This window comes from Paenibacillus sp. FSL k6-2145 (assembly GCF_037976585.1).
Lineage (GTDB): Bacteria > Bacillota > Bacilli > Paenibacillales > Paenibacillaceae > Paenibacillus.
In genome coordinates this window covers 2,765,243-2,791,906 of the sequence record NZ_CP150267.1, presented here as the reverse complement: position 1 = coordinate 2,791,906, position 26,664 = coordinate 2,765,243, and the positions used below count along the sequence as shown (strand labels likewise).

Below are 26,664 nucleotides of genomic sequence, written 5' to 3'. Positions count from 1 at the left end.
AGCTCAAAACAGCATGGAGCATTTCGGAGAAAGTTCAACTCAAGTCCTCTTCTTCACTGACTTCATCTCACGTGCCATCGGTCAGAATCAAGGGGCCATTCCCAGTAATCGCAACCGTATGCTCATACTGGACCCCCCAGCTGCCATCTACCGTCCTTACCGTCCATCCATCTTCATCCCACACAACGGCCCCGGAACTGCCCTTTGTAAAGATTGGTTCAATCGTAATAACCATGCCCTCGGTGAGCATCGTGCCCGTTCTGCGTTTGCCATAAGGCAGAACATTTGGGGGTTCATGAATATATTGACCAATCCCATGACCAATGAGAGGCTTCACAATTCCGTACCGATACAACCTGGCTGTTCGTTCAATGGCACTTCCAATATCTCCGAGTGTATTCCCTGGAACTGCCTGGGCAATCGCCCGCTCAAGTGCCTTCTCCGTTCGTCTCATCAGCTTGCGAATGGATCTGCTTGTTTCACCAATTCCATACGTCCAGGCCGAGTCAGCAAGCCAGCCGTCTTTGTTCACCACCATATCGATGGTCACTACATCCCCGCTCGCCAGCTCCTCTTCCCCCGGAAATCCGTGGCAGACCACTTCATTAACAGAGGCACACGTCGCGTACGGATATCCTTTGTACCCTTTTTGCTCCGGTGTGGCTCCTCGTGCTGCCAGAAACTCTTCCACCCGCTCATTAATCTCTGCTGTCGTGATACCGGGGACCATCCACTGCTCAATATGCTGGTGACAACTTCGCAAAATTCGTCCAGCTTCCCGCATGTAGCCAATCTCTTCTTTGGTTTTCAAAATAGGGTCCACATGCATTCATCCTTCCCGCTGTAGGTGTACTCCCATATATATGCAGCAGGAACGCAAAAAAAACCGCCTGCCGGAGCTTATCGCCCGGGAGACGGTTCTATTCATTATCGGAACAGTATAATCAGAGTTGTGTGTTGTTTCAGGACACGGAAGAATCCATCTTGACAAGCTCATGCTCAACCACAGAAGTCAATTCTTCCTCGTATCCACCCGTAATCCGGTATTTTCTCACGTACTCCTTCACGAATTTTTTTGGATCTTTAGGACGGAAAATCCGAGTCATTTCCCTCAAACTTTCTTTGACCTCATTGTGACCTTTCGTTGCCATTGTAATTCCCTCCCAAAACGTTGAAAGTGAATGCTCCGTTTAGAGAATGCCGAATAAGTCTTAAATGCCATCCATGAAGTTGTGTGCGCGGCTTAAAGCAAGCTTTAGGTCGGGAACCTCGCTAGAAAGCAAGTACCTGACACTATAAATACCCGATATGATTCGGAATGAATCATAATCTTATTGTAGCATATTCGGAAGTATCTTACGACTTGACGATTTCCTCTAATAAATATAACGGTTTTCATGCCCAAAAAGTTTAATTCCGAATCATATGTTATGAATGCCACCATTCTATACGGAATTAATATATCCAGCATAACACTGAACTATTCGGGGGATATTATCACGGACAACCCATACAGTTAAATTACTGGTATCCAAAGGAGGCGTCGTCTCATGGACCGCAAAGAACAAGATATGCTGCCCCTTTCGCATGAAAAGGTGGAAGTAGACGGAGTTTACATCAATGAAGCCGGACGTGAGGAACATCTGCACCGGGGGCAACATTTCCCGGCCGATCCCGTTCTTGGCAAGTCGGAATGGAAACTGACCGAATATGCATATGATAATCACCACGAAGGACGAACCGATGAGCGGTTGGTTCCCAAAGAAAACGACACCGATAAAATTGGCAAGATTACAAACCCTCGCAGACAGATCGAGGGCGGATAACGATTTCGTTCGTGTAACGTATTAATCGTAAACGACAATAGGGGCAGAGCAAGCTGTACAATGGCTTGCTCTGCCCCTGTTTGCTTTTTCCCATGTGTTGCATCCCCATCCGTTCACAGGCAAATAAATTCATCGGTTCAGTTCTGTCCACCTCCCTCATAACCTAATTAAAAAGGTCAAAGGAGGCTGGACCGGATGTCCCCCATGAAATCATCTAGCGGTCTGGATGAAAATATTGCTGGCATGCTCTGTTATCTGTTTACCTTTGTAGGGGGAATTGTCTTTCTCGCTGTGGAGAAGCGGAGTCGGTTTGTGCTATTCCATGCGCTGCAATCTGTAACGGTCTTTGGCATCATTATGGTCGGGCATGTCTTATCGACTTTTCTTCCATTGTTTGGACCACTGGTGGCATCGCTGTTATCCTTGCTTGGTGTAGTGGTCTGGCTTATTATGGTCGTTACCAGCCTGCAGGGGAAATGGCTAAAACTGCCGTGGGTTGGCGATTTTGCAGAGAAACAGATGCGTCATCTGTAATCCCCGCTCATCATAGTTAAATAAAACAAAAAACACCGAAAACGCGACTCTGTTGAGCCTGTTTTCGGTGTTTCGCATCTAAAGGTGTCTCTTTCATTCGTTCATGTGGTTGAACATTCACAGCATAAATGATGTATGTCATAAACCATTCATACTGTATATCATCATGATTAACCTGATTCATTATTCATCTTGTGAATCGTCTATTCATAACAGTTAACATAACAATACTGCTGGATAATAATCCTAGCCTATTTCGGCTAATTAAGCTGACTTGCCCGTCTCTCCAAGGATGGCATCTGCCTGTTGTTCAGCCATCTTGGCGGCTGTTTCCTTGGTACCCAGACCATTAAACAGCAGGTTCATGAAGATCGCCGTGAAACTGCCTGCAATGATACCATTACCGAGCATAATCTGAGCCCAGGCCGGTGCACCTGCGAACAACTCAGGCACAACGGTAACACCCAGGCCCATACCTACAGAACAAGCGATGACAAACAGATTCTCATGTCGGTTCAGATCAACCTGACTGCCGATAATCCGAATGCCTGATGATACCACCATGCCAAACAAGGCCACCATGGCTCCGCCAAGTACTGCCCCTGGAACGAGCTGTGCGAGGGCTGCAATTTTTGGTACAAATCCAATGACCACCAGGATTCCACCAGCCACAACAATGACATCACGTGTCTTCACACGTGTCATCTGTACCAGTCCTACATTTTGCGAATACGTTGTATACGGGAACGAGTTGAAAATACCACCCAACACAATGGCCAGACCCTCTGCGCGATAACCGCGCGCCAGATCCTTGGACGACAGGTCCTTGTCCAGGATTTTGCCCAGAGCCATAAATACACCTGTGGACTCGGCCACGCTGACAATCGCCACCAGAATCATCGTCAGAATCGGTACAATCTCAAATGTCGGTGTACCGAAGTAAAACGGCTGAACAACGTGGAACCAACTTGCATCACGAATAGGAGCAAAATTAACCTCACCCATGAACCCTGCTGCCACCGTACCTACCAGCAGACCAATCAGTACCGAGATGGAACGGATAAATCCAGTTGTGAAACGAGTCATCAGAATGATAAACAGAAGCACGCCGAAACCGAGTAACAAGTTCACTCCGCTGCCAAAATCTTCTGACCCCTGACCGCCGCCCAGATCGTGGAAAGCAACCGGAATCAAGGTCAAACCGATGATCGTAACCACCGAACCCGTAACCACGGGTGGAAAGAGCCGAATAAGCTTCCCAAAGATTCCGGAGAAGATCAATACGAACAGCCCTGAGGCAATAATTGCTCCGTAAATGGCAGATACCCCACTGTTCATCCCGATTAGGATCATCGGAGACACGGCCTGGAATGCACAACCGAGCATGACAGGCAGCCCTACGCCGAAATATTTATTTCCCCATACCTGAAGCAGTGTAGCCACACCACATGCGAGCAAGTCAATGGCAATGAGATAGGTTAGTTGTTCCTGTGTAAAGCCCAATGCGTTACTGACGATCAATGGGACAACGACGGCTCCTGCATACATAGCAAGCACGTGCTGTAGTCCGAGGGAGAACGTTTTGATTGGATGCCGATGCCGTTGAAAGATACGTTCGCGTGCCATATTAGTTCGTGCCCTCCTCGTCCGCAAATGTAACCTGTCCATCCGACAGTGCCCCGATGCGAACCAGCGATTCCACACGGTATCCTGCTTCTTTCAGCAAGCGACCTCCCGGCTGGAATGCTTTTTCAATAACAATACCGATACCCACCACTTCGGCTCCAACCTGCTCCACTATGCGAGCCAGACCAAATGCTGCTTCACCATTCGCCAGAAAATCATCAATAATCAGCACGCGATCACCAGGCTTCATGAACTTCTTGGCAACAGTAATTTCATTGGTCTCCTGCTTCGTGAAGGAGTAGACCTTCTCTACCAGAATGTCTTCCGTCAGTGTGAGCGACTTCTGCTTCCGTGCAAAGATCAGCGGCACGTTCAGCTCCAAAGCGGTCATGATGCCTGGTGCAATCCCTGACGACTCAATTGTCAGCACACGTGTGATATTCTCACCTTCAAAGCGGCGAATGAATTCCTTGCCCACTTCCTTCATCAGAACCGGGTCCATCTGGTGGTTCAGGAATGAATCCACTTTGAGTACTTGCTCGGACAGGACGATACCTTCCTGTCTTACCTTGTCTTTTAACAATTGCATTGTAATTCTTCCCCCTGAATGCCCTCCGCACAGAAGCTCACACGCTCTTCCAATTGCATGGTAAAAAAGCAAAAAGCCCGCCTTTTCACACGCTGCGGAATAACCGGAGACGGGAAAGACGGACTTGTACGTATATGGACAAGCCGTATGGATGCTGCAAGTGTACTGGATGGACAGAATGACAGGATATAACTCCTGACGTGAGAAACTCCAAACAGTGTGATCAGAAACAGATAGAAATTACTTGAACCTGCTCTTCAGTCAAACTGCCTGAGAATAATCTCATGCCAACCATACAAAACATTGCAACATCTTTCCCGTAGTCCGATCATTCCGGTGATCGGGTAGAGACATGCAGGCCTATTCCTGCACATATACGAGTAACGGCATATTTAATTTTTTGGCTCCATGATTCGTTACAATGTATGATCGCGAACCTGAATGTAAAAGGTTAAACATAACTGACAATGTTAGAAGTATACCGAATCGGCGGCGTGAAATAAAGAAGTATTTTCATGGAAGTTGCGGAAACTTGTCTTAATTTGCAAACAGGGGGTGATTGGAATCTATTTTTTATGTACAATATGAGAACGGAAGCGCGGATCTGAACGGAGAATGGATGGAAACGCGACCTATATTTTGAATTGAATGATCAAAGGAGATATGCAAACATGAAAGGCGTACTTAAAGAATTCAAAGAATTTGCCGTCCGCGGCAACGTCATCGATCTGGCGGTCGGTGTCATTATTGGGGCTGCTTTTGGTAAAATCGTCACGTCCCTTGTGAATGATATCATCATGCCTCCAGTTGGAAAACTGCTGGGTGGAATTGACTTCAGTCAGAAAATCATCAACCTGGATAGAGACATGAAAACAGCAAACGGACAGGACATCACCACCCTCGCTCAAGCCAACGAAGCTGGGGCTACCGTGATTGCTTATGGTCAGTTCATCAACGTCATGATTGATTTTCTTATCGTTGCGTTCTGTATCTTCATGCTTGTGAAGGGCATCAACTATCTCAAAAGCAAAGAACACAAAAAGCCCGAGCCGCAAAAAACGACCAAGGCTTGCAAGTATTGCCTATCGGAAATTCCAGCCGCGGCTACCCGCTGCTCGCACTGTACTTCAGAACTGGAAGCAGAAGGAACCGGCGCTCTAGCATAATCACAATGAACGTATAAAGACGCACCGAGTTGAATTACGGATATAAATCCTGATGCGGGGGACAACCTCTTACTTGCTAGGGTGTATGTATGAAAAGCTAGCCATATGGGCTTCATTAAAAATGGTTGCGTAGCTTAAAGGTTTGAAGGTTCCACCGTAAAGGTGGGGCCTTTTTTTGTGCCTAACATACATGTGTTACACGTGCTCCCCCATGAATGTCATTTGCGGCCATGCTCATGAATTAGAAGCGGCGTGGCAGCAAATGCTCCAGGATCGACTTCAGATCCTTATCTTCTTTGTAAACTTCTTCTCCAGTATCAAGCTCTGTCACACGAATATATTCAAAGTTTGCCGAAGCATCCACTGGCTTGAACAACAACTGGGCCTCATCTTCCAAACGTACATTAAATCCCATATCCTTAAACATGCTGCTTAACTGACTGTTAGCCGGTTCCTGACCTTGCCCTACAAATATAAGTCCTCTAAGACTTTTACGTTCCTGAGGTTGCGGATAAATCACCTGAAAGTGTACAATGCATTCCATACGATCGTTCCCCTTTCGTTTAAAACATACTTTGTGAAATTTTGAACTTTAAAATCTGCTATATAAGGAGATACGTTTCATGACCCCAGAACGTTTCGACATTTATGACGATCAGCAAAATTGGATCGGCACTTCACTACGCAGCGAGGTCCATGCCAAAGGATATTGGCACCGTTCATTCCACTGCTGGATCGTGCGTGACAAAGACGAGCAGCGACAGGTCCTTTTTCAGCGGCGGCGTGATATTAAGGATACCTTTCCCGGATGTTACGACATTACAGCAGCAGGCCATCTTACCGCAGGTGAACAACTGCAAGACGCCAGTCGTGAGCTGGAGGAAGAACTGGGTGTGAATACTCCATTCGAGGCATTAACCTATCTACTCACGGCTACACAGCAGCTCCAAGGAGAGGTGCGTGGTGTCCCATTCATAGATCGGGAATTCAGCGCCGTCTATGGATTATGTCTGAACCAGCCGCTCGAAGCCTACGTTCTGCAGCCCAGCGAGGTGGATAGCCTGTATGAAGTACCGCTGGATGATCTACTCGCTATGTTCCGTGGCGAGATCGACGTCATCCAAGCTACTGGAGTTCAGACCCACCCGTCTAGTGATCATGCAGCTGATGAGCCGGGACGTATCGTTCGCGAGATTCGGGCAACGGAATTTGTACCCCATGGTACAGCTTATTATACGGATGTGCTCGAAGCTCTATATCACGTGCCAAAAGAATGATCATGTAGTATCCTGTTCAATCGAATGTTCATAGCTTCATTTTCTCAAAAATAGCATAACTTCATACCTTTACTATCGACTTGACTGGAAACAGATGCTGTGACGAACATCACTGTCATCTCTCAAAGCAGCACAAACAGGCGTCTGCCTTCGGGCAGCGCCTGCTTTATGTACACACGTATTCGTTTCGTCAAGATAGATACCTTTGTGCTGGCATGTTCACTCCATCAGAGGTGAATTAGTCGCCGATCTGTCTAGCTCTGGTCACCTTCTCCTGAAGGAGAAGACCAATAACGCGCAGAGAGTTCTTCGTACCGGTGCCCATAGCGGGACTCCAGTTCCTCCCCCATATCCTGTTCCAGTTCGTACAACACCAGCTCTTGAGCAAAATGATTCAGCAGCAGTCCAGTCATCACCGGATGCTCCGTCACCACTGCCTGTGTGGCGCATGATTCACCGCGCATGCCTAACATGCACCAGCGGCGATCCACCACCAGGGAAAATTTCCGACCATTACCTGTGCCATACAAAGGTAGTCCCGGCCAAGGGACAGGCTGATCAAGCATACCTTCGCCACCATCACACGACCATAACAGCCGCACACCCCGAGCTTCAGCCTGCTGTAAGTCATTACGTAGCAACTCTGCCTCTTCACGCCAAACGTCTACAACAATCTCATGCTGAGCCTCGGCCAATTCACGGCTCAGATTCTCAAACACATTTTTGTCCCCTTCGACGTTATAGAAGACCGGCTTCTCCGGTTCACTCTTGGGCATGCTGCTCTGGACATAATCCAGCGAGGTACGCATTTGATCGGAGATCATACGTGTCATCTCCTCTGGCTTCAGCACACTATACTTCGCCGGCTCCCCCGGACTACACCGCAAGAACCCACGCTGTTCCAGCCGTTGCAGGGTCGCATATACATTGGAACGGGACACGCCCAGCCGCTTCGCAACCTCATATCCTGAGGCTGATCCCTGACGGGCGAGTTCCACCATAATTTTAGATTCCATCTCGGTAAACCCGAGATGACGCAAATGATGCAGCAGTTGGTCCATATTCCCGTCCCCCCATGCTGTCAGCAACCCGCACTGCCTCACAATGATGCAGCAGTGCTTCTACTGCATCAGATCTGTTCGGCACCACAACGCGGGCACCACTTCGAACCTTTGGGCAGCTCGGCTGCACAAATCTGACAATTCACCATTTCACGTGATACTTCGGTCTGTACGTCCACCGTGTTCACGATCGGGTTGTTTTCTTTCCAGTAGCGGATGCGTTCGTCCAGTTCTTGCTGACGCTCACGTTCCCGTTGCATCTCTTCATCTCTGCGACGTTCCCACTCTGCATCGAACGCTTCCTTTTCTTCCTGGGTAAATTCCGTACTGTTATATTCCGATTCTGTCTCCAGATCCGCTATGGACGGAATGACCGTGTGATACGGCTCATCTTCCTCCAGTTCCAATTCAGGTGGCGCATCGTAGAAGTCCGGCTCTGGAGTTTGGGTCTGAGCTACAGCTGCCTCCTGTCTCGCGGCTGTGGTGGCTCCTGCGACTCCTACTGCTCCTACTTTAGGCGCTGCTGTCTTGAGTTCACCCAACTTGCGTCCGCATTTAGGACAGAAGTTGGCATCCAGGGAAGCGACGTGTCCACATTCGCACAACCGTTCGTTCTTAAGCTGAGCAATCTTGTTGCGCAGACCATCGATCTCGTCCTGCAATTCGTCGCAGAGCTGCGACAGATCCACCATTTCTTTTTCTGCACGCGTCATATCCTGTGCCCGATAACCCTCATAGAAGATGCGACCCATATCTGTAAAATGGACTTCCTGTTCCTGTTGCAAGCCCACAATCTGGTTGTTCAGTTTCCCAATCTCAACGGCGTGCTGGGCACGCTCTGTTGCTTTGTTCGCTCCGTCTTTGATGCGCTGAAGCAGTTTCATGACCATTCCTCCTCTGTCCCGTCAAAACCAATATTATCATTTCAAATTTTAGAGGTTATTCTAAAAGTCCGCTTTTGATTACGAAGGATGCCAGTGGCATCCTCAGCATCGAATATGGGATTCAGCCGAAATGTCCGTTGCTCACGTAGTTCTCCCTACGCTCCGCTACTCCATTTCTAGCTTCATTCCATCTTCTCGGTACTGAAAACCAGACTTTTTGAACACATACTTGTAGTAAATTAGCATATTACATCTTTCATGCAAAATGCTCAGGCATATAACTTATACGATATCATGCCAAAAAGTTGCGTAATCTCGTGCAGGTGCCCGTTTTATACCGATACTGGATGAAATCGGGGGCTTTCGTCAAGACCATATGTTCGGGTATAATGAAGCTTTGACCATACTTAACCGCCTGATTAGGCAACTAACTCTATCATACCAATTTACAATGCGATTGTGAAAAGGGCAAATGGTTTACTTTTAACCGGGATATTCCTATCCCTGAATGCATACAGAGGTGGATGAAACATGTTAAGTCCGAACTCAACGTTCTACCCCCGTCCGCTCGGGGTTACCCCGGCGGCGTCCCTGCCCCAGTCCCCGTCTGCTCCGCTGGAGACCAGTCGGCAACTCGTGGGTAATGAGCAACAGGATGCCTTTTATTTTCGTTCTCTGGAAGAGGCAGGCATCAAGTTAAACGCACCACAAATCTCGGCAGTCCGTCACGGCAGAGGACCGATTCTGACGCTCGCCGGAGCCGGTTGTGGCAAAACAACTGTACTGGCTGCAAGAGCTGGCTACCTCATAGAGGTCAGCGGCGTACATGCGGGCAGTATCCTGCTGGTGACGTTCACGAACAAGGCCGCCACCGAGATGAAAGACCGGATCGCCGCATTGCCAGGTATACGTCCGGCAGCTGCGAGAGCCGTACAGGCTCGCACCTTCCACTCTTTTGCGCTGACATTGCTGCGTCATTACGGTGTGCAGGAAGAGATCTTTGGCGAGTCGCGGGCTCAGCACACGGTGCTGAAGATGCTTCTTCGCCAAAATGGCATGAGTGAAGCCTTCCAGCCTGAAAGTCTGCTGGCCATGCTGTCTGCATGGAAGATGCAAGGATCGGAAACAACCGACCTGCCTGAAAAGTCACAGGAAGAACGCGACGCCAAGCGTGTTCTGCTAGGTTACGAAGCCTGGAAACAGGATCGGGGCAAAATGGATTTTGATGATATTTTACTGCGGGCAGCCGCCCTGCTTCGTGACCCTGCTGTTCTGGGGCCGCTTCAGAAGCGTTTTCAGTACATTATGGTCGATGAGTTTCAGGATACCAACCACCTACAGTATGAAATTGTGCAAAAACTGGCTTCCGCTCACCGCAACCTGATGGTTGTGGGAGACGATGACCAGACGATCTATACCTTTAATGGCGCACGCCAGGAATCGATTTTGGAATTCGATAAAGTATACCCCGGTGCACGCATTGTGACGCTGGATATCAATTATCGTAGTGATGCACGCATTCTGGGACTCGGAAGTGAACTGGTCGCCCGCAATAAACGCAGACGTGACAAACGGCTGCGTGCCGCCGGAAACCGCGGCGATGCGCCCCGTTTCGCCACACCATCCAATGCGGAGGAAGAAGCGGCATGGGTCGTAAACCAGCTGTGCCAACAGGTTGAAGAAGGACAGCATACCTATCGTGATATTGCAATTCTTCACCGGACAGCAAGCAGCAGCCGGGCTGTATTCGAGCAGCTTGTTTTGAAAGATGTACCTTTTGTACAGCATGGTGCTTCCCCGGTGTTCTATGACCAGTCTCTCATCAGACCCCTGATGGATCATCTGCGTCTGTCCCTTGATCCACGTGCCATGGATGCTCTCCCCAGTGCATTGGGACCGCTCTATGTGTCACGGGATGCTGGCCTGGAGTGGATTCAGCGCTGTGAACAACAACAGGCGAAGAAATATCCGCTCATTCATCTGGTGAAATGGGACAAGCTGAAACCGTTCCAGCAGGAACAGGTCAAAGAACGCATCAAGCTGATCAAATCACTGCACAAACTAAAACCCATCATCGCCATTCAGGAGATGCGCAGGCAGTTCTACGACAAGTATATGGAAAGTGGTGATCCCAGCATCTTCACCCATTATAAGGAAACGATGCTGGAAACCCTGGATGAATTTGAAGCTGCCGTCAAAAAATTCGAAACCGTGGAAGAGTTCATCCAATTCGCGGATGAGCTCTCCCGCAGACACCGTGAGATGGAATCTCTGCGCCGTGCACAGGACAGTGACGCAGTGCAGCTGATGACCATTCACCGGGCCAAAGGACTGGAGTTCCCTTGTGTATACTGGATCGGAGCCAGTGAAGGTATTGTGCCCCACAGTACCGCACTACGCCAGGATATCCCCGAGGATCAGAAAGCTGCGCTTGCTGTGCAACAGACAGACGCCGAACTGGACATGGCACTGGAGGAAGAACGCAGGCTCGCCTATGTTGCCATCACACGGGCCAAGCAGTACTTGTACGTTACCTCACCGGCGAGCCATCACGGAAAGCCAGCGGATGTGTCCCGCTTCCTGCTTGAAGCCTTCGGCATGGAAGTTCCGGACAAACGTAAACCTCGTGAGGAGAGCCGGACGAGCAGTCAGGCTTCATATGGTAAAGGTAATGGACAGTATGCCCGCTCGGGCTCAGGTGCCCGTTCCGAAGGTCGGGATGTGGCACAGCGTCGTGCCATCAGTCACAGTGACCGTCGTGACTACGAGGTCCACAACGAACGTGATGAGGATCGCTTCGGTGAACGGCGTGGCAGTGGTGAAATTCGCAACCATAAGGCGTTCAGCACCACTGGTGTGAGACCGACAGCTGCGAGTTCCTCCAGTTCTAAGTCGCACACTTCAGGTTCAGGAAATGCTGTGCGTACGGAGACCGTTGCGGTCTGGAAGTGCAGTTCATCCACCTGTAAAGCGTGGCTAAGACAGAAGCCAGCTGTGCCTTCAAAAGCAACCAAGAAGGCATCATCAGGCCCTCCCGCCTGTCCCCTGTGTTCAGGATCGATGGAGGCCGGTACCCGCCAGGTGCCCGTAACGGGGAGATTTGGGAAATAAACGAAACGGGATACCGTTATAGCTCGTTTCAGGGCGCTTTTTGCTGTTTATTAACAGTAGAAGCGTCTTTTTTCCATTTCAGAATGGGGGTTGGATTATGAAGGACGGCAAACAACAGCTGTATGTATCGGTAACACATAATCTTATTGAGCAAACAAAGAACGAATCTACACCCTTTGAGGTGTTGGTGGATGACGAACAGTTGGGCCGATTAAAAGATCTGATGAAGGTGCTGGAGGATGACGATGCCTATACCTTGCAACGGGCGCCGGTACCCTACAAATCAGCAGACCACGATGAGGCAACAGAGCAATTTTCAGATGGTATGACCTTGCTGTATACCTTTCTGTATGACCATGGCACGCCGGATACCCGGCAGGCAATTGAGAGCATGAACGTTCTTCCAAGGCTGCAGGATACGGATTATGATGACCCTGGGTACGAGAATTCACCACTGAATAAATGACCTGATGCCAAAAAGCATGCGTAACCGCAGATCACGCGGAAGACGCATGCTTTTTAAATATGATGAAGGACAACTGCCATGTGTAAAATGAACTCAATCCAGACGAATCTCCTGCCCTTTCTCAGCGGATTCGTAGATTCCGCACAACATGCGCGTGGAGGCCACACCATCCGCAATTGGGCTGATCGGCTCTGTACCGTTCAGACAACAATCCACAAAGTGGTCAATCTGGTTCTGGAATGCACTATGAATATGGAGACCCGTATTGTCCGTCTGGGGTTCAATATTCAGGATGGTATTATTTTTCTCCGTGACGATCAGTGTCTCTGGCTCCAGTTCGAACCCACCACGCTCGCCGTATAATTTCACAGAAGATTCATCTCCGCGTGCATGCAGGGTAAAGCTCACATCCACCGCCAGCGAAGCCCCGTTTTCAAACCGAATAAGTGCATTCGCCATATCTTCCACGTCATTCACAGCTGCGCTGTAGTCGGCTGCTTTGTAAAAAGAAAGATGTTCGATATGGGCACGATTGCCCAACTTCCGATACGTATTACCACTGACCGAAACAGGTTTCGGCCTGCCCATGAGGTACCAACATTGGTCGATAATATGTACGCCGAGATCAATCAGGGGACCGCCGCCGGAACGGCTTTTGTCAGCAAACCAACCGCCTGGATTGCCATGACGCCGCAGAATGGAAGCTTTGGCATAATACAGTTCACCAAACTCCCCGGCATCAATGAATCTGCGCATCATCTGCATATTGTTATCATATCGACGCACAAATCCAACGATAAAGGTACGTCCACTCTTCTTAACCGCTTCTTCAATCCGTAGCGCATCTTCCACATTGGTTGCCACCGGTTTCTCAAGCAATACATGCTTGCCTGCCTCCAGTGCAGCAATGGCAAATTCCGCATGTGTATTATTCCAGGTACAGATACTGACAGCATCCACATGCGGGTCCTCCAGCATCTCCCGATAATCAGTGTATACGGAATGAGCATCATACTTCTGCGCAGCAGCTTTAGCCCGCTCTTCGTTCAGATCACAGATGGCATAGATGACGGCATCCTCGTTTTTGGCATAACACCTCATATGAAGATCCGAAATTGATCCTGTACCGATCATTCCGATGTGTAACATTTGTTTCGTGCTCATCATCGTCCTCCCTTCCTTTTCCACAACTTCCACAACATCATTATCGTCTAGTCTGCCCGCAGCATGCCTTCGTAAATACCCGGCGTTGAATTTTCAATCTTCACGGCACCCAGCGTCCGGGCATAGAAATCCACAGGTCCCGCTGATCCGATAATCGCATACCCGTAACCGTCCGCCTTCATCGCATGCATACAGGCCAGTAACAGGGCTGTGCCTACACCTTTGCCCCGTGCATCCTGGCTCACACCTGTCGGTCCGAAGAAGTTGCGACACGTCGCTTCGTAACAGGCAAATCCAATCATTTTCCCATGTTCAACCGCAATATAACAGGACACCGGCTGACGCGCAAAAGCGACCTCACATTCATCCACCCAAGCCTGACTAAAATGTGACCTCACCCAATCCAGTACAAGCTGTTTCTCTGGGGCAATGGCTCTTCGAATCACAATGGAGGATTCCTCCAACGCTCTCAGTCCACTCTCTTGCTCCGGTAAACGATAGAGCGCTACCAACATATCACTCATCTAATCCGTTCCTCCTCGTACTTGAATGTGAAATAGGACAAAGGTTTGGCCACTTACCTGAAATTAACCTGATCCTGCTGCGGATAACCTGCAATACAAGCGATATTTCTAATTTAAAATAATCTACCGCTTACATTCATTGCATTTCAACTGCAACACTTAGACGATTTGTCCCGTCTATTAACTTGAAGCGCGGCCCTAAGGAAGATTTTACCGCGTCAGTACACAGATTAGAAGGGATGAATATTGATGAACAACAACATGAAAAAAGTAAGTGCACTGATGGCCCTATCCATGGCATTGGGTGGTGGAGCCGCTTATGCAGCAACACTGGACAACACACAACCAGTCCATCAAACATCCGTTTCAGCAGATAGTAACGCAGTGAGTGTAGTAAACGTATCCGTGAATGGTGCAACCATTTCTGATGGTTATTGGAACAAAGATGGCAAAGTAGCCATGATCCCGCTGCGTGATCTTACCGACGCACTGGGTATTGAACTGGAATGGAATAAAGAAACTAAAACTGCAGAGCTGACTCGTGGTGCTCTCTGGACACAGGTAATCACAGGCAAGGATCAATATTCCGTGAATAAAATGCTGCTCACGCTGGGTACAGCGCCCGAAATCACAGGCGGCAAATTGTATGTACCGGTTTCTTTTGCAGAAAAAGCACTGCATGGAGAAGTGAACACAACAGGAAATCAGGTGACGATCACCAGTGAAGAGGACGTGAAGACGGTTACTGAACGTGGTGTAATTACCAGAATCTCGAACCAAGATAAATATAAGTCCATCCAGATTGGCGGTGCAGGTACGGATGGTATTGTGCTCAATCTGAGCGATGAGACGAAATTCATCTCAGTTGAAGGGAAAGAGATTGCACTGACTGATCTGGCCATTGGCATGAACGTGGAAGCTGAACATTCCCTGATCACCACCCGCAGTCTGCCACCACAAACGCCGACTTACAAAGTCACTGTACTGGATGACGCTGCGGAATCACAATTGAAAGACGTTCTGGGGACAGCGGGTACGATTGAAAATGTAACAACAGCTGAAGGCAGCATCTCACAGATTGAGATTACAGGTACACGCTTAACAGAAACAGCTCCTGACCATGTCGTGCTGAACTTTGCTAAAGACACAATGATCGTGAACCACGAAGGTGAAACAGTGAAAGCTGAAGAACTGACCAAAGGAACTAAAGTCATTGGGTTCTACAGCCCTGTGTTGACACGCAGCCTGCCTCCGATCGGAACAGCTTGGAAAGTGGTTGTTGAAACACCTGCAGCAGAGCTGGAAGCGAAATAATACAATTGGAAAAACGTCTGGCTGAAACACATGTTACATGTTGTTGCAGACGACCGTGTGCATCGCTTAGCACGGGGTTATGAGTGTGGAGCATCATAAAGACCAGCCATCCGCATGTAGCTCCTGGCGCGCGGTGTAATGAGTTTGGCGCATCAAGAACTCAGCCGTGCGGCCAGGCGGCGAAGTCAATTCATAATAACCTTACCCGCTTGTCTTCTGACAAGCACGGGTAAGGTTATTTTTTTTGGGTTTGTTGGTTTTTAGTTTTTAGTTTTTAGTTTTTGAAGACACGATCTAAAAAACTAAAAACTAGAGCAGACATGCGCGACATGAGTTGCATACGACATGAGTTGCATACGACATGTGGTTGCATACTGAATGTAAGAGCAAGCGGAGTTAACGCTAACGAATCTGAGTCGTCTTATTCAAGGATTTGAAGCACCCGCAGGAATCTAAGGAATCTCAGGCACGCTATGTTTGAATAAACAGCTGTTTATAGCATTTTTATCAGAGGAATTTGGGAAATAACGTGTCTGATGTTCCTTACATTTTAGAAAGAGGGACCTGATGGCCAAATAAGACGTCCTCTGTTCCTTAGATATCTTCCGGATAACGGTCAGAATCAATCGGCTTGGACTTCATCTTCAACAATCGCTTCCACTTCAATCTCAACCATCAACAAGGGATCAATGAGTGCACTAACTTCAACCATGGTGGCTACAGGCTGGATCTGTCCAAAAAATTCACCGTGCGCCTTGCCAACTTCCTCCCATCTGGAGATATCGGTCACAAACATCCGGGTTCTCACCACATGCGACATGTCAGCCCCCAGTTCTTTCAGTGCATTCTCGATCGTCTGCAAAACGAACCTTGTCTGTGCATACGGATCACCCGCCCCAACAACTACACCATCTTGCATCGCGGTTGTACCCGCCACTTCAATTCGGTTCCCTACACGGATGGCACGGCAATATCCCACCAATGGTTCCCATGGGGAGCCCGTAAATACCTGCTGTCTGCTCATTCTCTCGTCCCTCGCTTTGGTTGTATTTGTCTCTTCGGATTAAACATGAATTATATCAGTCTATCATCATCCAAAACAATGGAATGAGGTCTAATTCTATCTTAACTCCATTAACATTTTTGCACAGAAAAAATCCCCTGAATGACTACCCATTGGTTAGATCAAGGACGGTTCATTCGGGGATTTATGAGAATTAGTATTAGTATCTTTTCTTTAAGGATGCAACATCCAAATTACAACTTGATATTAGCCTCATCGAAGTATTCTTCCAGAGTTAACCCACTCTTCGCCACATCCGGTGCCAAATCTGTACCGATGTACCGGATATGCCAAGGCTCATAGACGTAACCTGTGGTATCTTCTTCACCTTGCAGATAACGGATGACATATCCGTATTCTGCAGCGTGTTCAGCCAACCACTGGCCTTCCTTCGATGTGCCAAATACCTCTTCCAACACATTGTCCACACTCGGGCTGGATACATCAATGGCAAGACCCGTCTGATGTTCGCTTCGGCCCGGCACAGAGCTCACGCGATCTGTGTATTCTTGACCTTTGGTTTTGACATTATTGTTATAGATGGATACCTGACGCTGATATGAACGATAACCGGACACCGCACGAAGCTCAATGCCATCCGCTTTTGCACCTGCAAACAACTTCTCCAGTGCCTCCGCAGCTTCCTTGCGCATATGCCGCTTCTCGTGAGGTTCGTCGAAGGAGAACGGTACATTCGGCTCTACCAGATCGTCCGGCTCGTACCCGTCAGGCAGACTCCGTTGCTTGTTCACAATGACAGTCATAGACTCCGCATTGGTTACCACGGATTGTGCATCAATCGTCGTTTGCAGTGCGCTGATACTGCGTTTCTCCAGCAATGGATCTTCCGCTGTCGCGCCATTCCCATTGTCCGAAGAGCCCTGCCCTTCGTCCGCTGAAGCATTCCCAGACTCGCTATCCGTGCCTTCACCGCTGTTGCCAGAAGATGATGTGTCATCCCCGCCAGCATTGTCGCCATCCGTTCCTTTATCCTCCGTAAAATGAACCGTTGTGCCGTCCGTCTCCTGTTGTGTGTTACCTGTTCCATTTGGATTCTGGCTCTCCTCTGTGCCTGAACCGTTCTGGCACGCGGCAAGCAATGCTCCGCATATCATCAATGAGGACAGCATAACCACCATACGGCGCTGTCTTCCTGTAGTTGATTTCATGTAAAAACTCCTATCGCAATAATATAAATGTTATATAGTCCTCTGCGTGCAGTGTTCCCTGCGACAGTATACCTTAATTGGGAGCGAAGCTCCACCGGTAAAGACGTCCTTTAGAAGAGATCCGAATGAACATATACAGGCTGTACAGCCTGTATGATCGTTTTTTGGACTTTTAGAGCAACATCCCCGTGCTGTACACAAATAGAAGTGAAGTGGGAATATGCCTTCATATATCCAATATGCAAAAAAGCGATTATACCGAGATGCAATTTACTAATGAGCATTGTTGGATAAAGACAAAAATCATCTTGTACCTGGAAATGAATTAAATCGAATAATGCAACATGCTGCAATAAAAACAAGCAGGGGTGATCTGAGATCTCCCCCGCTCTGATGGGTGCATCATTTGGTTGCCGGGCTGTCCGTCTTCTTCTGGACAGCCTGCCACATCCGCGCGGCTACACGCTCGCGGATCAAATCCAGCCCTGCGGTGGCCGGCACGCCCGGCAGCAGCGCCGTCAGCTCCGGCAACGCCGGCGGCTTGCCTGGCTGCGCGAGGCGCACCTCAACGGCGCCAAAACCCGGCCCTGGCTGGTGCATGGCGCCGTCCGCGGCTGCCTCGGCGATCCACTCGCCGACGGCCGCGCCGCCTTCGCCGCCCCGCACTTGCGGGCGGCCCGCCGTTTCCGCTGCGCGGCCGGTGCCGCTGGGATCATGGGCGAGTTCCTCCGCCCATGCCCCCAGCACGCCGGCGAGCAGCGCTTCGCGCGGCAGGCCGGCGTGCGCCAGCTGCAGCAGCGGCTCGGCCGCGAGGCGCGTAGCTACGGCGCGCTCAGCGGCCGCGGCATGAGCGCAGCTCGGGCGGCCGCAGGTGCACGCCACGGCCGCGCTGGCCGTTGCTGCGCCTGGCGAGCCCTCGGGCGCTTGCGCAGCCGGCAGCAGCCCGGCAAGCTCCTCGGACGCCGGGCCGCCGCGCAGCAGGGCGTACAGCGTCAGCGGGCGCTTGCGCAGCTGAGCCAGTACAGCCTCGCGCTGGGCTTCGCTCAGTCGCAGCGGCGTTCCCGTGACCGTGAACATGCCTGCAGCTGATCCGGTCTTGCCCTCAGCAGTGGAAGCGGAAACGGAAACTTCCTGGTCCGCTTCCGCTGCTGTATTTACTTCTGCTGTCCATCCACCGGGGGACATATGCAGCTCGATCTTCCATTTTTCGCTCACAATAATCCCCCTTTCTCAACATCTATATTCCTCTGAATGTTCAAGGTCACAGCCACGTCTCACCCTGAAGTGAGATTAGACCACGCAGCTCATCATCCGACATCTCTGTCAGCCAGTTCTCACCTGAACCGACGACCTGCTCGGAGAGTGCCTTCTTGCTTTCGATCAGCTCATCAATCCGTTCTTCCAGTGTTCCCTGACAGATCAACTTATGCACCTGCACGTTGCGATTCTGTCCAATTCGGAATACACGGTCCGTCGCCTGATTCTCAACCGCAGGATTCCACCACCGATCATAGTGAACGACATGACTCGCCCGTGTCAGATTCAGACCCACACCTCCGGCACGAAGAGATAGAACAAACATGGACGGCCCCTCTCCTTTTTGGAAAGTCTCCACCATATCATCTCTTTGCGCCTTCGACACACCACCATGCAGGAAATAAGGTTCTTCCTCATATCGTTGTTTCAACCTCGATACCAGCAGATCTCCCATAGCGACATACTGCGTGAAGATCAGGGCCGATTCCCCGTTATCACGGATGGCGTCCAGCAGCTCAAGCAATCGTTCCATCTTACCGGATGCCTCTGCCTTACCGTGGTCTTTCCGATTACTGTCCGCCAGCACCGGATGATCACAGATCTGCTTGAGCTTGGTCAGGGAGGACAGAACAATCCCCTTCCGGGCAATGCCATTTCTGCCGTCCAGACCACCCATCAGATCATCCACCACACGCTGGTACAACACCGTCTGCTCCGGTGTTAGGGAACAATAGGATTTCAGTTCAAGCTTCTCTGGCAGATCCTTGCGAATATCCGGATCACTTTTCAGCCTGCGCAGCATGAATGGAGATACCAGTCGATGAAGCTCACGCAAGGATGCTGCATTTTCTTCGGATGGACCCAGTCCCGTATACCGCTGGCGGAACGATGAAGCTGTGCCCAGGTACCCCGGATTGAGAAACTGGAAAATCGACCAAAGTTCGCTCAGCCGGTTCTCTACAGGCGTTCCCGTCATCGCAATACGATGAAGTGTAGACAAGCGCATGACGCTTTGCGCTTGTTTGGTACGGTAATTCTTAATATATTGTGCCTCATCCAGCACAATGGTGGACCAGTGCAATGAAGCCAGATCCGGGCCATCTCTGCCTGCCAGATGATAGGTCGTCAGTACAATGTCATGCGTCTGCGCTTCTGCCTGAAAATCATTCCCGTGCAACCGTTGTCCGCCATGATGAATATATAGCGACAGATCCGGGGCAAACCGCTTCAGCTCTCGCTGCCAGTTTCCAAGCAGCGAGGTAGGACACACAATAAGTGCAGGCAGATGAACAGGCTGTTCATTCGTGTGCTGATCCGCCGGGAAAGAATCATCTGATCCATTCAGCAGCTCATTCTCGCGGGCTTCCTCTTCAGCCGCCTGGCGTTCCTCGTGTTTGCGGTCCAGCAGACAGGTAATTACCTGAATCGTCTTCCCAAGTCCCATATCGTCCGCGAGACATACGCCAAAGCCCAACTCGCGCATGGCGGATAACCATTGGTAGCCTCGTTCCTGATAAGGTCTTAGTTCACCATGCAATTCTGCCGGAACCTGACGAGGCTCAATGCTGCGAAGCACCTGTCCATCGAGCAGGAAAGCAAGCATCCCATCAGATTCGGCACCAAAGACGGAAAGACCCTTCCATGCGGAATCCTCCCCTTCATCCGCTGCCAGATGCAGCCATTCGGAGAGAGGCATGTATTGTTCTTCTTCTTTTTTCATATAACGCAGGACTTGGCGAATCTCTTTTGTATCCACTTCAATCCATTCACCACGGAACATGACATACGGAACTGTGGATTCAGCCAATGCTGCCAGTTCCTCCGCCGTGACCGGTTTACCATCCAGCATAGGCTCCGCTTTGAAAGCAACCAATTGTTCCATGCCCAGTGCCGATGTGGCTCCAGGCAACCGTTCTGTTCCCCTATTCAACATCTGCAGACGCAGTCCCGCACGACGTTTCCCGGCACGACTCCACCTTGAAGGCATGAGGACGGTTATCCCAGCCTTCTGCAAACGTGGAACTGCATGCGTGAGAAATTCGAAGAAACCCTGCTGCTCCAGCTTAATTTCCTCTGGGCGAGCAGTAAGCAGCGCCGTCTCCAATTCAGGTGCCAGTTCTGCTGCTTGCCCGAGTGCCATCAATAATTGCTCTGCCGCCGAGGTATATAACACCTTACCTCGGTCCAGATCTCGCTCCGGATGTGCCCAGATGGTCCGTGCAGGCAACCTCAGGCTTGGTTCCTGCTCACTGTCCACCCAAAAGCTTATTCCCCATATCGTTTCATGTTCGCCCAGTGGAGGCTCCAAGCGGAGCACCAGCTTCAATTGGCCTTCAGCAGGCGCCATCTCTTCTGCTCCCACGATTGGCATTGACGTTCCACCAACTTCTTGCAGCGTATGAATAAACGCTGTCATATCGTCCGTCGGCCCTTGCACCGTCACAGGACGGAACATTGAGATCAGACTGTTCCACCAGAGTTCGGCTACTGGCGAAGATCCGCGTCGATATGGGGTGCGATAACGGGACAGTTCACTGTCCATGCCCTCCAGTTCACTTGTCACTACAGCATGAATCATGCCACTCATGAATGAAAATAATACCGCAGCCCCTGCTTCTTCACGCGTTTCCGGTTCCAATGAAGCATAAGCTCCAGGAGCAGCCAATCCAATTGGAGGCATCGCTTCTGCAAGATCGCGGAAGCGTTCGATGTCCTCCTCCTGCTGCAAGCGTGGCCGCCATACACCTGTTAATGTCTCTTGCCCGGTCCGTCGCCGTGCTCCGGTCTTTGCTGCGAATTCAGCCGATGGAGCAATTGCTCCCCGCAACAGCAGCTCCTGTGTGAACTGCGCTGCTTTGATCCAGTAACGCATCTCTTCTCCAACCTGAATTCCGGCTGCATTTAACAAACGGTCATCCCATTGCAGCAGCAACCTGAAGGCATCCTTAGGCGAGACTGCCAATCCTTCCAATGTGCGCCCCAGCAGCTGACGCCGCTTCGTGTTCTTGGCTTCAGCCGTGTTCCTCAGCGGATTCGGCCAGCGCAGCTCCGCAAGACGCAGAGCGGCAGGCTGAAACAGACGACCCCCGTCGCCAAAATTCAACCTTCTTACCACGTGGCTCCATGCATCCACACGTGGTTCCGATGTTTCACCGGAAAAACAAAAAAATACGTCACCAAGCCATACTCCATACAGCGATTGCATCATTAAAGTCTCCCGTCATCCCTTCGCATTGTTACTCTCCATCATATACGAAAATGACCGGATTTAAAAACCTTTGCCCATAAAAAGTGGTTATTTCGATGGTTAGGGCGTGTCTGAAAACGCCCTAGCGGCACAAAAAAATGTCCCTTCTCCCGAAAAGCGGATGAGGAACATTTGGGTAAACCGAAGGATAATACTGAATATTGAAAGAATTACGGATCGTTATACTACTATGATCTGATCAAGCTGCCCAGTAATACATCCAGGTTCAAAATGCCTGCACGGTGATCTGCACAGAACCCGATTTTGTCAAAAACGCCAAGCATGAAACGGCGGTGTTCCTCAGCTGGTTCCTCGAAACGATCGTAACTTACGACAGAATCGACCATATCGACGATCAGCGGTACAAATCCACCTTTGTAAGGCACCACAATAATACGTGTAGAAGAAGTATCCTCCTGGTCTGGCATGCCTAACAATACACGAAGACTCACCACTGAAACGACCTTACCATACAACGAAGCAAAACCTCGGATCTCCGGGCTTCCAAATGGGACTGTTGTTACCTGCACCATTCTGATGATCTCATGAACTTCATCAATTCGTAGTGCAAAGATCTGGTCTCCTACCGAAAAATTAATATATTGCATTCCCTCGTCCATAGTTATCCCCATATCCTCTCATTCCGTATAATCAGATCATTATAAAATATAAAAACAAAACCATAAGAAGAGCACTTTATTTTGGCTAAGTGACCTGCTTGTGGTTCGCATTCACCAAGTCACCACAGGTTACTTTCGTCCCATTAGATGTTACTTTGGTGTATCGGTTATTTTTGATCAAATGTTTAGGCTTCAGAGCAATTTTGCCAACTTCAACAGACGTTGCATTACGGTTGCTGTCTCCGCTCTGCTCATTTGCCCTATTATGGAGGGTGGTGGAAGTCAGTCGTTTTAGTATTGAGCGTAAGTAACCTGACATTGGATTGAAAAATTATATTCAAAAAAAGACCAAAGATCAGCTTTATGCCGATTTTTGGTCTTTTTTATCCCCATATATTATGGATCTGTTTCTATGTTTTCAAATACTTGGAACAAAAAAGCGATATTCCTGTGGATAACTTGTTTTATTACTCCAAAACAACTGTTTTATCGGATGAAAACACGAGTTATACCTGATTTGTGGATAAGTTGTGCACATATTGCACACATGTTGTGGATATCTTTAGCGTTTCATGTGGATATTCATTAATTTAATGTGGACATGTTGTGTATTTGTTTGTAAATCTGACGTAAAATCTGAATTTTCGCTTCAGTTATCCATTACTGTGGACACGTTGTGGACATGCCCAATTTCCTTCGCTGTAGTTATTCGACCAATTCACCCTGACGCATGATCAGCCTGTCATCGATGTACACGTCCGGCTTTTGTACAACTGCATCAATATGAACACCCGCGGCAATCGTTCCACCAAATGTGTTATTGCTGCCAAAGGCCACATGAATTGTGCCGTACACCTTCTCATCTTCCAGCACCACACCCGTGATTCGTGCCTTATTATTGGTACCGATTCCGAATTCGCCGAGAAAACGACCATCGCCCTCACCAAGCGTTTCCAGTAACTGAGCCCCATCTGGTCCTTCAGCTGACACCAACCGTCCTTCACTAACGGTTAATAACATCGGTTCACGGAGTGCCCCAATTCCAGCAACGGAACCATCTACAACAATACTGCCCTCGCCCTTGCCCTCAACGGGAGCAATATAGGCTTCTCCTGACGGCAAGTTGCCCGATTCACCAGGGTTCAAATACATACCTGTGCTTGGTACACCGTTACGATCTTCAATGGAAAAGGAAAGACTATGGCCCTGCTTCTCTATTCGCACATGGCGACCTGCGGTTAATAGAGCCGTTACCTTCTCAGTCAACGCCTTTACTTGCGAATATTCAGCTGTAATGGCTCCGTTCACAAACATATCCTCTGTAATGCCAGGCATTGTTGCCACTCGGGTCCCTGAAGCAGCGGCTTTTTTGCGTGCCTGGGTATGTGTTAATGAATATCGCGTTACACACACGGCTACATCTGCTCGAATCATGGCCTCTGCAATTGGCGCAGGTGGCTCTTCGCCGGATCTGCTGCGTTCCTCCATGATTAACAGGACTGATTCTGCACCAAGTGCTTTGCCTGCCTCATAGATGGATTCAGCCAGATCCCGTTTCATATCGTCTGCGACAACTACCAGATTCTCTCCGCTGCGCAGTCCGAGACATTCCGTTAGCACATTTTTACTGATTTCCACACGTTGCTTGCTCATACATTCATCTCTCCTGTCTTTGGTTCAGCTCTCAAGAGTCGACTTGACCCTTTCGACAATTGGCACGGGATTCCTGCATGTCCAAACCTGAACTCACCTCAAGGTATCGGCCCATTCGGCGAGGATTGCAGCTGTTTCCTTATACTGAAACGTCGGAAAGTAATGTCCATAGGGTACATCTATTCGTTTGACCTGTGAGTTCATATCCTGGGGATAGTGATATTCCCGATCTTGATTGGCCCATACAACTAATGAATTCTTGGCATAATGCTGACTTTCCATTTTCGCCCACAACGTTGATCTGGCGCCTTTCCTCTGACCCGAGTGGATCCACCGCAACAATTCCGCATTCGCTCCCGCAATTCGAGGGGATTGGAGACTGGAACGTATTCTCTTGCCCATGGTATGGGCCATAACACTGCTGTCGCCTACACCGCTATGTGAACTGAACATTTGATTCCAACTTTTCTCCGATCGTCCACGCAGCAGGGAGCGCATCACCCCTCTTGGCAAATGGGAAACCCATCTTAGCACATTCGGATTCGAATTGTTGGCAACTGGCTGAAGCAAACCTAACCGAATGTCTGTCCGCCCGCTACGCATCTGTGCCGCAGCTGCAATAGCAGCCCCTATTGAATGGCCCACCAGCTTCACCGGACCTTCAAACTCACCAAGAACCGTAAGCAGTGCATCCAACTGACCTTCAAATGCTTCATCCCCCTGATGCACCGGGGACCGTCCGAATCCAGCGAGATCGATTAACCATACCGGGTTCCCGGTCCGGTCCCTAAGCTGTTTTCCTAACGGTAACATCTCATCCGCAGATTGAAGCAGACCATGTACAATAATCCAAGGCTCTCCCTCACCCTCCCAACCAAGCATAGCCATATTTCCGCTCCGTGACCGAATATAATCTGTCGGAAAACCCTCAGGTAACGGCGTATACTGCAGACGATAGTCCAGATCAGCTGTAACCAGCGGAAGCTGTTCCCGGATGTCCGGCCAGGATTGCCCCATACGTGTGAACAGAGCCTCCGTCTCTTCAACCGGGAATGACCTGTTGGTAATAAAAGCAACCGACTCCGCTGGAACACCACTGATGCGTGAACCACCTGATTTCATGATCCATTGAATCCATGGTAGTGGCACAGCCCCTTTGGGCTTGGGTACGTCCAATTGCTGCGCCAAGAGTTGCAGCAGTTCCTTCATATTGGGACTGTCTTCCCTCCGCGCCAATAGTGGATAAGTTCCTCCGACTGGAGCAGCTTCCCTGGATAGAAAAACAAGCGTCTGTGCAACAATGTCATTCTCCACAAGCGGTAACCAATAGGATGAACCTCCCGGCACTACCGGCATAAGCCCTTTCTGAATCGCCTGAATGAGCAGCCCAATCCCACCCGTTTGCTCAGTTTCACCTGTGGGACGTGGCCCAACCACTGTACTCGGATTTACAACGGATAAGGGATAGTGATGCTGTTCTGCATGCTCGCGAATAAGCAGATCGGCATGAAACTTCATCTCTTCATATGCACTTTCATTGTTATCCACATGCTCAACCTGTAGATAATTTCCCTGTTCATTCCGCTCTCCATAAGGACTCATATAACCAACAACGTGGATAAAGTGTCTCAATCCATGAGTACGGTGGATTTCCTGTGCAAGCTGCGCCACTTCTCTGGCCCCGTTCATAAATATCTGCTCGGCTACTGTTCGTCCCAAAGTGACGTCCATCGTTCCACCCGCATGAATGATTACATTCGCTTCAACAACATGCTCCCGGTCCACTGCGGTAAGTCCAAGACCCGACATGGACAAATCACCTGTAATAAAGGTAATTCGGTCGAAATCCTTCACTCCATAAGCCTTCAGCACAGTTCTGGCTCGCTGTTCCGAACGAACCAGCAAGAGCAATTGTGCGTCTCCCTGTGTGAGTTGTTTGACCGTTTCTTTGCCGATAAAACCTGTGCTTCCTGTCATAAAAATGGTCGTACTTGCAATATCAGACTTGCTCATTACCTGATTCATGTTTGTTGAATTTGCTGCTCTGTTTTCTTCATTAGATACACGGTCAGTATGTACAATCATTCTGTTACGGCTCCTTTTAGTACTATAT

Annotated in this window: 23 protein-coding genes and 1 riboswitch; of the genes, 7 read left to right on the top strand and 16 right to left on the bottom strand. The window is 49.5% G+C overall.

What is annotated here, in order from left to right:
- Positions 1 to 67 precede the first annotated feature (67 nt).
- Together map and NZ043_RS12435 are read right to left on the bottom strand one after the other, a co-directional pair.
- Positions 68 to 829: a type I methionyl aminopeptidase gene (map, locus tag NZ043_RS12440; protein WP_339312005.1), complete on the bottom strand. Its 762-nt coding sequence runs from the start codon at positions 827 to 829 to the stop codon at positions 68 to 70.
- Between the two features lie 133 nt (positions 830 to 962).
- Positions 963 to 1,151, bottom strand: a complete 189-nt coding sequence (locus NZ043_RS12435; RefSeq protein WP_017690840.1) for a hypothetical protein — start codon at positions 1,149 to 1,151, stop codon at positions 963 to 965.
- Between the two features lie 399 nt (positions 1,152 to 1,550).
- On the opposite strand from NZ043_RS12435, the gene NZ043_RS12430 reads away from it, so the two are divergent.
- Positions 1,551 to 1,826: a transposase gene (locus NZ043_RS12430; protein WP_091038332.1), complete on the top strand. Its 276-nt coding sequence runs from the start codon at positions 1,551 to 1,553 to the stop codon at positions 1,824 to 1,826.
- A gap of 195 nt (positions 1,827 to 2,021) precedes the next feature.
- Entirely contained in the window at positions 2,022 to 2,360 is a 339-nt protein-coding gene (locus NZ043_RS12425) for a hypothetical protein (RefSeq protein WP_076332729.1), read from the top strand.
- Positions 2,361 to 2,624: 264 nt separating this feature from the next.
- On the opposite strand, the gene NZ043_RS12420 is transcribed toward NZ043_RS12425, so the two are convergent.
- Both NZ043_RS12420 and NZ043_RS12415 read right to left on the bottom strand, forming a co-directional pair.
- Positions 2,625 to 3,986, bottom strand: a complete 1,362-nt coding sequence (locus NZ043_RS12420) for a nucleobase:cation symporter-2 family protein (protein WP_339312003.1) — start codon at positions 3,984 to 3,986, stop codon at positions 2,625 to 2,627.
- A 1-nt stretch (position 3,987) separates the two neighbouring features.
- Positions 3,988 to 4,575: a xanthine phosphoribosyltransferase gene (locus NZ043_RS12415; protein ID WP_036613196.1), complete on the bottom strand. Its 588-nt coding sequence runs from the start codon at positions 4,573 to 4,575 to the stop codon at positions 3,988 to 3,990.
- 300 nt (positions 4,576 to 4,875) lie between these two features.
- Positions 4,876 to 4,975, bottom strand: a riboswitch (purine riboswitch).
- 271 nt (positions 4,976 to 5,246) lie between these two features.
- Here NZ043_RS12415 and mscL point away from each other — a divergent pair.
- The gene (gene mscL / locus NZ043_RS12410) at positions 5,247 to 5,741 is read left to right on the top strand and encodes a large conductance mechanosensitive channel protein MscL (RefSeq protein WP_289391045.1); all 495 of its coding nucleotides are present in this window, start codon (positions 5,247 to 5,249) and stop codon (positions 5,739 to 5,741) included.
- A 241-nt stretch (positions 5,742 to 5,982) separates the two neighbouring features.
- Here the strand turns inward: mscL and NZ043_RS12405 are convergent, their stop codons facing one another.
- On the bottom strand, positions 5,983 to 6,285 hold the full coding sequence (locus NZ043_RS12405; RefSeq protein ID WP_017690846.1) for a hypothetical protein: 303 nt from the start codon (positions 6,283 to 6,285) through the stop codon (positions 5,983 to 5,985).
- 79 nt (positions 6,286 to 6,364) lie between these two features.
- Between NZ043_RS12405 and NZ043_RS12400 the strand changes: the two genes are divergently transcribed.
- Positions 6,365 to 7,018 carry an NUDIX domain-containing protein gene (locus NZ043_RS12400; protein ID WP_249913042.1) on the top strand — a complete coding sequence of 218 codons (654 nt, stop codon included), beginning with the start codon at positions 6,365 to 6,367 and terminating at the stop codon, positions 7,016 to 7,018.
- A gap of 254 nt (positions 7,019 to 7,272) precedes the next feature.
- Here the strand turns inward: NZ043_RS12400 and NZ043_RS12395 are convergent, their stop codons facing one another.
- Together NZ043_RS12395 and NZ043_RS12390 are read right to left on the bottom strand one after the other, a co-directional pair.
- Positions 7,273 to 8,079, bottom strand: coding sequence for a TrmB family transcriptional regulator (locus NZ043_RS12395; RefSeq protein ID WP_091038325.1), 807 nt, complete (start codon positions 8,077 to 8,079; stop codon positions 7,273 to 7,275).
- Positions 8,080 to 8,147: 68 nt separating this feature from the next.
- Complete coding sequence (locus NZ043_RS12390) at positions 8,148 to 8,963, bottom strand: zinc ribbon domain-containing protein (protein WP_133386869.1); 816 nt, start codon at positions 8,961 to 8,963, stop codon at positions 8,148 to 8,150.
- 531 nt (positions 8,964 to 9,494) lie between these two features.
- On the opposite strand from NZ043_RS12390, the gene NZ043_RS12385 reads away from it, so the two are divergent.
- Together NZ043_RS12385 and NZ043_RS12380 are read left to right on the top strand one after the other, a co-directional pair.
- Positions 9,495 to 12,074, top strand: coding sequence for a UvrD-helicase domain-containing protein (locus NZ043_RS12385; protein ID WP_339312000.1), 2,580 nt, complete (start codon positions 9,495 to 9,497; stop codon positions 12,072 to 12,074).
- 97 nt (positions 12,075 to 12,171) lie between these two features.
- Positions 12,172 to 12,540 carry a hypothetical protein gene (locus NZ043_RS12380; protein ID WP_339311998.1) on the top strand — a complete coding sequence of 123 codons (369 nt, stop codon included), beginning with the start codon at positions 12,172 to 12,174 and terminating at the stop codon, positions 12,538 to 12,540.
- Positions 12,541 to 12,633: 93 nt separating this feature from the next.
- Here NZ043_RS12380 and NZ043_RS12375 read toward each other — a convergent pair whose 3' ends face one another.
- Together NZ043_RS12375 and NZ043_RS12370 are read right to left on the bottom strand one after the other, a co-directional pair.
- Positions 12,634 to 13,704 (bottom strand): Gfo/Idh/MocA family oxidoreductase, encoded by a 1,071-nt coding sequence (locus tag NZ043_RS12375; protein ID WP_339312733.1) that lies wholly within the window; start codon positions 13,702 to 13,704, stop codon positions 12,634 to 12,636.
- 47 nt (positions 13,705 to 13,751) lie between these two features.
- A complete protein-coding gene (locus tag NZ043_RS12370) occupies positions 13,752 to 14,228 on the bottom strand; it encodes a GNAT family N-acetyltransferase (RefSeq protein ID WP_017690853.1) in 477 nt (158 codons plus the stop codon).
- A 249-nt stretch (positions 14,229 to 14,477) separates the two neighbouring features.
- Between NZ043_RS12370 and NZ043_RS12365 the strand changes: the two genes are divergently transcribed.
- The gene (locus tag NZ043_RS12365; protein ID WP_339311996.1) at positions 14,478 to 15,542 is read left to right on the top strand and encodes a copper amine oxidase N-terminal domain-containing protein; all 1,065 of its coding nucleotides are present in this window, start codon (positions 14,478 to 14,480) and stop codon (positions 15,540 to 15,542) included.
- Between the two features lie 622 nt (positions 15,543 to 16,164).
- Here the strand turns inward: NZ043_RS12365 and NZ043_RS12360 are convergent.
- The 7 genes from NZ043_RS12360 to NZ043_RS12330 form a co-directional block, all read right to left on the bottom strand.
- Entirely contained in the window at positions 16,165 to 16,566 is a 402-nt protein-coding gene (locus NZ043_RS12360) for a RidA family protein (protein ID WP_091038316.1), read from the bottom strand.
- 233 nt (positions 16,567 to 16,799) lie between these two features.
- Positions 16,800 to 17,774 (bottom strand): M15 family metallopeptidase, encoded by a 975-nt coding sequence (locus NZ043_RS12355; RefSeq protein ID WP_339311994.1) that lies wholly within the window; start codon positions 17,772 to 17,774, stop codon positions 16,800 to 16,802.
- A gap of 402 nt (positions 17,775 to 18,176) precedes the next feature.
- The gene (locus tag NZ043_RS12350; RefSeq protein WP_339311992.1) at positions 18,177 to 18,989 is read right to left on the bottom strand and encodes a hypothetical protein; all 813 of its coding nucleotides are present in this window, start codon (positions 18,987 to 18,989) and stop codon (positions 18,177 to 18,179) included.
- Between the two features lie 46 nt (positions 18,990 to 19,035).
- Positions 19,036 to 22,239 (bottom strand): DEAD/DEAH box helicase, encoded by a 3,204-nt coding sequence (locus NZ043_RS12345; protein ID WP_249913037.1) that lies wholly within the window; start codon positions 22,237 to 22,239, stop codon positions 19,036 to 19,038.
- A gap of 227 nt (positions 22,240 to 22,466) precedes the next feature.
- Positions 22,467 to 22,898: a chemotaxis protein CheW gene (locus NZ043_RS12340; RefSeq protein WP_176873076.1), complete on the bottom strand. Its 432-nt coding sequence runs from the start codon at positions 22,896 to 22,898 to the stop codon at positions 22,467 to 22,469.
- Positions 22,899 to 23,603: 705 nt separating this feature from the next.
- Positions 23,604 to 24,551, bottom strand: coding sequence for an aminopeptidase (locus NZ043_RS12335; protein WP_249913034.1), 948 nt, complete (start codon positions 24,549 to 24,551; stop codon positions 23,604 to 23,606).
- 93 nt (positions 24,552 to 24,644) lie between these two features.
- Positions 24,645 to 26,636, bottom strand: a complete 1,992-nt coding sequence (locus NZ043_RS12330) for an alpha/beta fold hydrolase (RefSeq protein WP_339311989.1) — start codon at positions 26,634 to 26,636, stop codon at positions 24,645 to 24,647.
- Positions 26,637 to 26,664: the final 28 nt, after the last annotated feature.